The 9861-nt window shown below is 66.0% G+C and carries 9 protein-coding genes and 1 tRNA gene; 6 read left to right on the forward strand and 4 right to left on the reverse strand.

The genetic code is table 11. From position 1 onward, the window contains the following. The first annotated feature begins 416 nt into the window (after positions 1 to 416). From H926_RS0112040 to H926_RS0112050, 3 genes are all read left to right on the forward strand, one after another. Positions 417 to 1211: a hypothetical protein gene (locus H926_RS0112040; protein WP_231627743.1), complete on the forward strand. Its 795-nt coding sequence runs from the start codon at positions 417 to 419 to the stop codon at positions 1209 to 1211. A gap of 296 nt (positions 1212 to 1507) precedes the next feature. Beyond that, positions 1508 to 2230, forward strand: coding sequence for an acetoacetyl-CoA reductase (phbB, locus tag H926_RS0112045; RefSeq protein WP_022676532.1), 723 nt, complete (start codon positions 1508 to 1510; stop codon positions 2228 to 2230). Between the two features lie 43 nt (positions 2231 to 2273). Next, entirely contained in the window at positions 2274 to 2522 is a 249-nt protein-coding gene (locus tag H926_RS0112050) for a ribbon-helix-helix domain-containing protein (protein WP_028657920.1), read from the forward strand. A gap of 27 nt (positions 2523 to 2549) precedes the next feature. Here H926_RS0112050 and galE read toward each other — a convergent pair whose 3' ends face one another. The 3 genes from galE to H926_RS0112065 all read right to left on the reverse strand — a co-directional run bounded on the left by galE (position 2550) and on the right by H926_RS0112065 (position 5919). Beyond that, on the reverse strand, positions 2550 to 3563 hold the full coding sequence (galE, locus tag H926_RS0112055; RefSeq protein ID WP_022676534.1) for a UDP-glucose 4-epimerase GalE: 1014 nt from the start codon (positions 3561 to 3563) through the stop codon (positions 2550 to 2552). Between the two features lie 83 nt (positions 3564 to 3646). After that, entirely contained in the window at positions 3647 to 4879 is a 1233-nt protein-coding gene (locus tag H926_RS0112060; protein ID WP_022676535.1) for a dihydroorotase family protein, read from the reverse strand. After that, the gene (locus tag H926_RS0112065) at positions 4876 to 5919 is read right to left on the reverse strand and encodes an aspartate carbamoyltransferase catalytic subunit (RefSeq protein ID WP_022676536.1); all 1044 of its coding nucleotides are present in this window, start codon (positions 5917 to 5919) and stop codon (positions 4876 to 4878) included. The genes H926_RS0112060 and H926_RS0112065 overlap by 4 nt, the downstream gene beginning before the upstream one ends. An 84-nt stretch (positions 5920 to 6003) precedes the next feature. On the opposite strand from H926_RS0112065, the gene sppA reads away from it, so the two are divergent. Further along, on the forward strand, positions 6004 to 7893 hold the full coding sequence (sppA, locus tag H926_RS0112070) for a signal peptide peptidase SppA (RefSeq protein ID WP_022676537.1): 1890 nt from the start codon (positions 6004 to 6006) through the stop codon (positions 7891 to 7893). A gap of 19 nt (positions 7894 to 7912) precedes the next feature. Here sppA and H926_RS34115 read toward each other — a convergent pair whose 3' ends face one another. Then, positions 7913 to 8080 carry a hypothetical protein gene (locus H926_RS34115; protein WP_022676538.1) on the reverse strand — a complete coding sequence of 56 codons (168 nt, stop codon included), beginning with the start codon at positions 8078 to 8080 and terminating at the stop codon, positions 7913 to 7915. A gap of 190 nt (positions 8081 to 8270) precedes the next feature. On the opposite strand from H926_RS34115, the gene H926_RS0112080 reads away from it, so the two are divergent. Both H926_RS0112080 and tig read left to right on the forward strand, forming a co-directional pair. Beyond that, positions 8271 to 8355, forward strand: a tRNA-Leu gene (locus H926_RS0112080). A gap of 71 nt (positions 8356 to 8426) precedes the next feature. Further along, on the forward strand, positions 8427 to 9861 hold a 1435-nt coding region (tig, locus tag H926_RS27140; protein ID WP_237741024.1), incomplete at its 3' end, for a trigger factor.

Genomic DNA, 9861 nt, shown 5'->3' on the forward strand with positions numbered 1-9861 from the left:
GCGCATTGTTTCATCTGAGCTGGCAAATCCCCGGCGTACAAGGGCGTGGAGCACTGACGGTTGAAGCGGTTGCGGCGGTGAACGCGTGGTGAATGACCGGGCAACCAAAACCGATTGCAGCAAGGGTGGGTGGATGCACTTTGGCCCGCAATCCGGGGTGTTTGGGCAGGTGGTCCGGCATTGGTGTCACCACTTGGCCACAGCGCGGGAAATCCTTGGCGGTTCCGACGTTTCCAATCTGGAAATCACCGGGGCGAAGGAGTACATCGAAGTGGAGTGTCATGCCTTCGTCATGTTAGCGTCGTTTTACCGGCCACATCGATCGCATGATGCATAATGTGATTCGCAACGACCAAAGACAGGAAGCAGGCAGGAACATGAGCGGCAGGGGCAGCAAAAAGGCGAACGCGCAGGGCTTGCGCCGTTCCGTGCTGCCGCGCGCGCTGCGGGCGCCGCTGCTCGCCGCCACCTGCATTGCCGCTGGCCTGGTCATCGCCCCCACGGTCAGCAGTGCCGTCACCGGCTCGTTCAAGCCGCTTGCCCAGGTCAGCCTGGCGGCGCGCGGCGGCATCGGTTCGTTCACCCCGGCTTCGGGCGATCCCAAGCTGGCTGCCGCGATCACCGTGCGTGGCCTTGGCAACAGCCATATGTTCCGCTTCACCCCGGCCGGCGCAGATTCGCGTGCGGACCGCGCCATCACCGTGGCGGTGCGGGTCAACCCGGAAGTTGCCCGGGCGATCTCGGTGCGTGGCGTGCTCGGCAACATTGGCGGCGCTGCCGGCAACGGCACCCCGCTGCGCATCGTGCCCAATGCCTTCAACTTGGGCATGGCGCGCGGCTACCAAAGCTTTGCCGTGACCAGCGGTCTTGGCACCGGCGACGGCTTCGACCGTGATACGCAGCGCCTCGACATGCCCGATCTCAATCACTTTGCCGTGGCCACGCCGTCGGCCGCTGCCACCACGGGCAGCACTGGCCGTCTCGCGCCGCGCATCGCGCTGGATGAGAAGGAGCGCGCTGGTCGCGCCCCGCGCACGCTGGAAACCCAGGGCGATTACCAGGTCGATTTCGGCGGCAGCTATCGCCTGACGCGCAATCTCGATGTGACTGCGGGTGTTCGCTATTCCTCGGACCGCGATCGCCTGCATCCGCTGACCGATGCGCGCCAGGACAGCCAGGCGGTTTACCTCGGAACGCAGTTCCGCTTCTGATCGCCGCATTGCCCCTGCGATCTTCTCCATTTCGGTGGAACAACAGGCTCGCTTCGGCGGGCCTTTTTGTTGCAAGCTGGGCCAGCACTATCCTGCGCGTGGCCGCGGTCCGCATGGGGCGAGCAGGCGCATTTGCTGCGTTTGCCGGCCGCAGCATCACTGCCTCAATCCTGCGCCATTGCTTATCGATATTCGTCGAAGAAATTTATCGGTTTGGACGCAAGCCGGCTTGTCGCGCGGGTGTCATCACCCTAGCCTAGCCGCTCTCCAAGCTGGTGAAGTACGGGAGTACAAGAATGACGCGAGTGGCCATCGTAACGGGCGGAACCCGGGGTATCGGCGAAGCGATCTGCCTTGCCTTGCAGGAACAGGGACGAACCGTCGTTGCGAATTATGCGGGCAACGAGGAAAAGGCCAAGGCCTTTACCGAACGGACCGGAATCAAGGCCTACCGTTGGGACGTGGGCGATCACGAAGCGACGATGGAAGGCTGCGCCCGCGTGGCGGCCGAAGTGGGCGCGATCGACATCGTGGTCAACAACGCCGGCATCACCCGCGATGGCGTGCTGCACAAGATGAGCTTCGATGACTGGAACGAGGTCATGCGCATCAACCTGGGCGGTTGCTTCAACATGGCCAAGGCCACGTTCCAGGGCATGCGCGATCGTGGTTGGGGCCGTATCGTCAACATCGGCTCGATCAATGGCCAGGCCGGCCAGTATGGCCAGGTCAACTATGCCGCAGCCAAATCCGGCATTCATGGCTTTACCAAGGCCCTGGCCCAGGAAGGCGCCAAGTATGGTGTGACGGTTAATGCCATCGCGCCGGGCTATATAGATACCGACATGGTCGCGGCGGTGCCGCCCGCTGTGCTGGAAAAGATCGTTGCCCGCATTCCCACCGGCCGCCTTGGCCAGGCCAGCGAAATTGCGCGTGGCGTTGCCTTCCTGACTTCGGAAGAGGGCGGCTTCGTTACCGGATCGACGATGTCGATCAATGGTGGCCAGCACATGTACTGATGTTTGGCGGGTGGCACCGCGCGTGCCGCCCGTCACCTGCGGCATGACCAGTCCCTATCATCCCCCGGTCAAGCGCTCGGTCGAAATCGCCGGGCACAAGACCTCGATCAGCCTGGAACCGCTGTTCTGGGATTGGCTGCGCCGCGCGGCAGAGGCTGAAGGCCTGCCGCTGAATGCGCTGGTCGCGCGAATCGATGCCGAACGCATCGCCAGCCCGACGCCGCCCGGCCTCGCCGGGGCGATTCGCCTGTGGCTGGCGGCGCAAGCCGTGGCAGCTGCGCGCAGCGATTGAGCGCGCGCAGCTTCACTACGTTTCCGGTCAGCCGGCCGAGTTTTCGCCGCGAATCTCGGTCAGCTTGCGTTCCCAGGCAATGGCATGGGCAATGATGGTGTCGAGATCGGCATAACGCGGCACCCAGGGCAGCGTCGCCTTGATGCGGCTGTTGTCGGAAATCAGCGAGTCGGGATCGCCGGCGCGGCGGCCCTGCAGCACGCGGTTGATCTTGCGGTTGGTCACCCGGTCCACCGCGTCGAGCACCTCCAGCACCGAGAAGCCCCGGCCATAGCCGCAGTTCATGGTAAGCGAGCGGGCCGGATCGGCGATCAGCGCATCGAGCGCCAGGACATGCGCATTGGCAAGGTCGGAGACGTGGATGTAATCGCGCACGCCGGTGCCATCGGGCGTGGCAAAGTCGGTGCCGAATACGCCAACGCTCTCACGCTTGCCCAGGGCCGCTTCCACCGCCACCTTGATGAGATGCGTGGCCCCGGCGGTCGACTGGCCGGTGCGCGCCTGCGGATCGGCGCCGGCAACGTTGAAATAGCGCAGCACGCAGAAGTTGAGCGGATGCGCGCGCGCCGTGTCGGCCAGCATGATCTCGCTCATCAGCTTGGACATGCCATAGGGATTGATCGGCTGCTTGGCGCTGTCCTCGGTCACCGGCGACACTTCGGGCACGCCATAGGTGGCGGCGGTGGAGGAGAAGATGAAATGCTTCACGCCGCCGGTCACCGCCGCCTCGATCAGGCTGCGGGTCTTGGCCGTGTTGTTGTGGTAGTACTTGAGCGGATCGCTGACGGATTCCGGCACGATGATCGAGCCGGCAAAGTGCATGATCGCGCCGATGTTCTGTTCGGCGATGATGCGGGCCAGCAGGTCCTGATCGGCAATGTCGCCCTGGTAGAACGGCACGCCATCGGGAATGGCAAAGCGAAATCCGGTTACCAGATTGTCGATCACCGTAACCGGCCAGCCGGCATCCTTGAGGGCCAGCACGGCGTGGCTGCCGATATAGCCTGCACCGCCGGTAACAAGGACTGGAACTTTCGACATGATGCGAACCTTTTCTGGCGCTGCAGCCCCGCTGCCGAGGCCATGAAAGAGGAATATGCAAAAGTTGTGGGCGTGCGGCCGCCCTAATCGATCCGGGCGCCGCCTTTCCACAGCGCCAGCACGCGCCCTTCGACCGGGCGGCGGTCGAACGGGGTGTTGCCAGCACTTGCGGCCATCTTGTCGGAATTGACCACCCAGGGCCGGGTGGGATGGATCACCGCCAGATCGGCCTCTGCGCCCACCGCCAGGCGCCCGGCGTTGACGCCGAGCAGCGCGGCGGGATTGCCGGCCAGCAGGGCAAAGGCGCGGGCCATGTCGATCACGCCGTCGCGCACCAGGGTCAGCGTCAGCGGCAGCAGGGTTTCTGCGCCTGCCATGCCCGGCTCGGCATCGGTAAAGGGCAGGCGCTTGTCTTCCGGCCCGCGCGGGTCGTGGCCCGAGGCGATCACGTCGATCGTGCCATCGCCGATGGCCGCGATCACGGCCTTGCGATCGGCATCGGCACGCAGCGGTGGAGAAAAACGGCAAAACGTGCGGAAATCGACCAGTTCGAGGTCCGACAACATGAAGTGGGCCGGGGTAACGCCCGCCGTCACCTGCACGCCGCGCAGCTTGGCGGCGCGCACCAGATCGAGCGCCTTGGCGGTGGTCACCTGGCGGATGTGCAGGCGCGCGCCGGTCATTTCGGCCAGCGCGATATCGCGCGCCACAGCCAGGCTTTCCGCCTCGGCCGGGGCAGAGGGCAGGCCCAGCCGCGTCGCCACTTCGCCGGCGGTGGCGACGGCATGGCCGGTGATGCCATCGTCCTCGGCATGGGTCACCACGACAAGGTCGAGCATCGCGCAGTAGGACAGGAGCCGCAGCATCACGCCCGAATCGGCGATCCAGCGGCGACCGGTGCTGACCGCGCGCGCCCCGGCATCACGCATCAGCGCCAGTTCGGCAAGTTCGGCACCTTCAAGCCCGCGGGTCGCGGCGGCGAGGGGGTGGACCCAGAAATCGGGCTTGCCCGATTGCGCGGCAAACCGCACCCGCGCCGGGTGATCGAGCGGCGGGCCCTGATCCGGCATCAGCGCGGCGCGGGTAATTCCGCCAAAATGAAACGCCGGCTTGTCGATCGCGAACACGCCCAGATCGACCAGGCCCGGCGCAACCAGCGCGCCGCGCGCATCGAACACGGCATCGCCATCCTGGGCCACGGCCTCGGCACCGAGCGCCACGATGCGCCCGCCCTGGCAGCGCAGATCGGCGGCCATCGGCTCTCCGGTGGGCAGGACCAGGCGCCCATTGGTGATGACAAGGGGTTGCGGCGTCATGCGTTTTCTCCGCCCAGCGGTTCCCAGCCGGGCAATTGCCGGGCGCGCCGGGTGAGCACTTCCAGACAGGCCATGCGGATCGCCACGCCGCTTTCCACCTGGCGGGTGATCAGGCTGCGTTCGACATGATCGGCCACCTGGCTGTCGATTTCGATCCCCCGGTTCATCGGTCCGGGATGCATGACCAGCGCGCCCGCCTCGGCCTGGGCCAGGCGATCGAGCGACAGACCATAGAGGTGGCGATATTCGCGCGGGGAGGGGATGAACTGGCCCTGCATGCGCTCCATCTGCAGGCGCAGCATCATCACCACTTGCGCGCCTTTGAGCGCAGCGTCGAAATCGTGGAATACCTTGACGCCCATCACCTCGATTTCGGCCGGCATCAGCGCGGGCGGGGCGCAAACGCTGACCTCGCAACCCAGCGCGGTCAGCGAGAGGATGTTGGACCGCGCCACCCGGCTGTGCAGGATATCGCCGCAGATCGTCACGCGCAGACCGTTGAGATCGCTGCCTTTGGGCAGGCCCAGCGCATGGCGGATGGTCAGCGCATCGAGCAGCGCCTGTGTAGGATGCTCGTGCTGGCCATCACCCGCATTGAGCACCGGGCAATCGACCTTTTCGGCAATCAGCCGCACCGCGCCCGAGCTGGCATGTCGGATGACGATGGCGTCTGCCCGCATGGCGTTGAGCGTCATCGCCGTGTCGATCAGCGTTTCGCCCTTCTTCACGCTGGACGTGGCCGCGTGCATGTTGACCACGTCGGCGCCCAGCCGCTTGCCGGCGATTTCGAACGACAGCAGCGTGCGCGTGCTGTTTTCGAAAAAGGCGTTGATGATGGTCAGGCCCGAAAGCAGGTCGGCCCGCTTTTGCGACTGCCGGTTGAGTTCCACCCACTGCTCCGCCTCGTCCAGCAGGTAGAGGATCTCGTGCCGGGCAAGCTGGCCGATTCCGGTCAGATCGCGGTGGGGAAAGGCAAGGCCGCCCGCAGGATAGCTGCGCGCCGGGCTGGCTGACGAGGGGGATTGGCTCGATGGGTGCATCGAAGACCACGCCCTAGACCTGCGCGGCCTTCCCGACAAGTGTTTCGACTGGCGCGGGCCGCGCCGGCTGGCTAGATATCCCCCATGAAATTTGCCCGCTCGGTCTGGAAAGTCCTCGTCGCGATCAAGGATGGCCTTGTCCTCCTGTTCCTCCTGCTGTTCTTCTGGGCGCTCTATGCCGCGCTGACGCTGCGGCCCACGCCCGGCCAGGTCCGCGATGGCGCCCTGACCATCACGCTGGACGGCAGCGTGGTGGAAGAACGCAGCGCGCTGGCACCGGCGCAGCTGCTGCTGTCGGGAGAGGCGCCCGCCCACGAATTCCAGGCTCGCGACGTGGCCCGCGCAATCGAGACGGCGGCCGATGACAGCCGCATCAAGGCCGTGGTGATCGATCTGGAGCAGTTCACCGGCGGCCGTCAGGTGCACATGAGCCGAATCGGCGCGGCGATGGACAAGGTGCGCGCCGCGCATAAGCCGGTGCTGGTGCGCGCGCTGCTCTATACCGACGATGCGGTGCAGCTGGCGGCCCACGCCAGCGAGGCATGGGTCGATCCGATCGGCGGGGCAGTGGTCACCGGGCCAGGCGGTTCGCAACTCTATTACAAGGCCTTGATGGACCGCTTCAAGGTCAAGGCGCACATCTTCAAGGTGGGCACCTACAAGTCTGCGGTGGAACCCTATGCCCGCAGCGATGCCTCACCCGAGGCCAAGGAGAACCTCTCCGCGATCTATGGCGCGCTGTGGTCGGCTTGGAAGGCGGAAGTGACCAAGGCGCGGCCCAAGGCCAATATCGACTTGGTCACGCGTGATCCGGCGCAATGGCTGGCGCAGAGCGGTGGCGACATGGCCCAGGCCGCGGTCAAGGCCGGGCTGGTCGACAAGGTGGGTGACAAGATCGCCTTCGGCAAGCGCGTGGGCGACCTGGTCGGCCATGATCCGGCGGCGGGCGAGGGCGGCTACAAGGGCTCTACCCTGGCGCAATATCTCGCCGACAAGCCCGCCCCGACGACTGGCAAGGCGATTGCCGTGGTCACCGTGGCCGGCACGATCGTCGATGGCGATGCCGGGCCGGGCTCGGCTGGCGGCACGCGCATTGCCAACCTGATCGACCAGGCCGTGGCCAGCGGCAACTACGCCGCGCTGGTGGTGCGGGTGGATTCGCCCGGCGGCTCGGTCACGGCAGCAGAGCGCATCCGTGCGGCGATTGCCCGGGCCCGCGCCAAGGGGCTGCCGGTCGCGGTCTCGATGGCCAACCTTGCGGCAAGCGGGGGCTATTGGGTCTCCACCCCGGCGCAGCGGGTGTTTGCCGAACCGGCGACGATCACTGGTTCGATCGGCGTATTTGCCGTTATCCCGAGCTTTGAGGACACGCTGGCGAGCTATGGCGTGACCGCGGACGGTGTGCGCACCACGCCGCTCTCGGGCCAGCCCGATGTGGTTGGCGGCCTCAGCCCGCAGTTCGAGGCGCTCTCGCAGGCTTCGGTAGAAAGCTATTACGCGCGGTTCCTGCGCCTGGTGGCCGATGCCCGGCACAAGAGCCCGCAGGACATCGACAAGATCGCGCAGGGCCGGGTGTGGGATGGTGGCACCGCGCGCCAGATCGGCCTGGTCGATCAATTCGGTGAACTGGAAGATGCCGTGGCCTGGGCGGCCAAGGCCGCCAAGGCGGAAAGCTGGCACGCCGAATTTTTGGGCAGCAATCCCGGGGGCTGGCAAGGCTTCCTGTCGGGCCTGATGGGCGATGATGGCAGCACCGATAGCCGCGCGGCGGGCGATGTCACCGGGCTGCTCGCCCAGCGGCAGCAGGCACTGGGTTGGCGCGTGCTGGCCGATCTGGGCCGGCTCAACAGCACCGCAGGTGCGCAAGTCTATTGCCTGGAATGCGGCGGCACCGCGGCCATGGCGCCGCCGCCCGCAGCCCAGGGCCTGGTGGCGCAGGCGTCATGGCTGGCCTTGCTGGGCAAGCTGCTCTGAACGCCTGCTGGAAAGCCGGTCAGTCGGGCGCGGGGAATTCGTCCGGGCTGATCGGGTCGATCCGGTCGGGTGTTACCGGCGGGGTTTCGCTGGGCGCCGGTTCGGGGGTTTCCTGCGGGGTGATCGCCGGCGGAACGTCGGGCGGCGATTGCGGGTCGATGCGATCGGGCGGGGGTGTGCTGGCCATGGCAGATGCTCCTTGCGACCGGTCTGTTTTGCCGGACCTTTGCCACGCGAAAATCGCGCGGGCATGAACGGGCAACCGCGCGCCAGGGTGCTTGTTCCCCGCGTGGGCGCGCTTGTTCCAGGGGGAAAGCGCGCCGGGCTTGTGCTTTTCACCCGGCTGCGATAGGGGCACCGCTCGCTTTTTGCCGGATGCGGGCGTGGCGGAACTGGTAGACGCGCTGGATTTAGGTTCCAGTATCGCAAGATGTGGGGGTTCGAGTCCCTTCGCCCGCACCAGGGTTCACCCCCCGGCTTTGCACGGATTTTGAGGCGCCTGTCACGGCGTCAGTCGAGAAAGTTGGATCAGGATGCAGATCGTCGAAACCAGCAACGAGGGCCTGAAGCGCGCCTACGCCGTGACCATTCCGGCGGCGGACATTGCCGCGCGCGTGGAAGGTGAAATCAAGAAGATCGCCCCCCAGGTGCGCATGCCGGGCTTCCGCCCGGGCAAGGTGCCGGCCAACCTGGTCAAGAAGATGCACGGCCCGGCCCTGCACCAGGAAGCCCTGCAGACCACGATTCGCGAAGCGATGGACAAGCTGGTGGCCGACCACCAGCTGCGTCCCGCGATGCAGCCGGACGTGTCGCTGGGCGAAGGCTATGAAGAAGGCCAGGACGCAAAGCTGACCGTCAGCCTCGAAGTGCTGCCCAAGGTCGAAGCGCCCGCGCTCGATGGGCTCAAGCTCGACAAGCTGGTCGTGCCCGTGACCGAAGACCAGGTGGACGAAGCGGTGAACCGCATCGCCGCCGGCCAGAAGAAGTTCAGCGACGCTGCCGAAGGCGCGGAAGCCAAGGACGGCGACCAGCTGATCATCGACTTCCTCGGCAAGCTGGACGGCGAACCCTTCGAAGGTGGCGCGGCTGAAGACCAGGCGCTGGAAATCGGCGCTGGCCGCTTCATCCCCGGTTTCGAGGAACAGCTCGTTGGCGCCAAGGCCGGCGACGAAAAGGTCATTACCGTGACCTTCCCCGAGGACTATCCCGCCGCCAACCTGGCCGGCAAGGAAACCACCTTTGACATCACGGTCAAGGCGGTGAAGAATCCGGGTGAATTCGTTGCTGACGACGATTTCGCCAAGGCGCTGGGCCTGGAAAGCCTGGAACAGCTGCGTGGCCTGCTCAAGGGCCAGCTGGAGCAGGAAACTGCCGGCCTGACCCGCACCCAGATGAAGCGCGCCCTGCTCGACCAGCTGGCTGCCGGCCATGACTTCGACGTGCCGCCCTCGATGGTGGAAGCCGAATTCGAGCAGATCTGGCAGCAACTGACCCAGGAAGCGCAGAACGAGGAAAACCCCGAGGAAGCGCTCAAGGAAATCGAAGCCGAGAAGGACGATTACCGCAAGATCGCCGAGCGTCGCGTGCGTCTGGGCCTGCTCCTGTCGGAAATCGGCCAGGCCAACGGTGTGGTGGTCACTGCGCAGGAAATGGAAATGCTGATCCGCCAGGCGGCCCAGCAGTACCGCGAACAGGATCGTCAGCGCTTCATCGACTATGTGCGCTCCGAGCCCCTGGCCGCTGCCCAGCTGCGCGCCCCGCTCTATGAAGACAAGGTCGTCGACTTCCTGTTCGACAAGGCCGAAGTCAGCGAGCGCGAAGTGACCCGCGAAGAGCTCCAGGCCGCGATTGAAGCCGAGGAAGGCGCCGCTGCCGCTCCGGCCGAAGCCAAGCCCGCCAAGAAGAAGGCGGCCAAGAAGGCCGAAGCCGAAACCGAAGCGGCTGGGGGAGCCGAAGAGGCCAAGCCCG

The sequence above is a fragment of the Novosphingobium sp. B-7 genome, assembly GCF_000410615.1.
Classification (GTDB): Bacteria; Pseudomonadota; Alphaproteobacteria; order Sphingomonadales; family Sphingomonadaceae; genus Novosphingobium; species Novosphingobium capsulatum.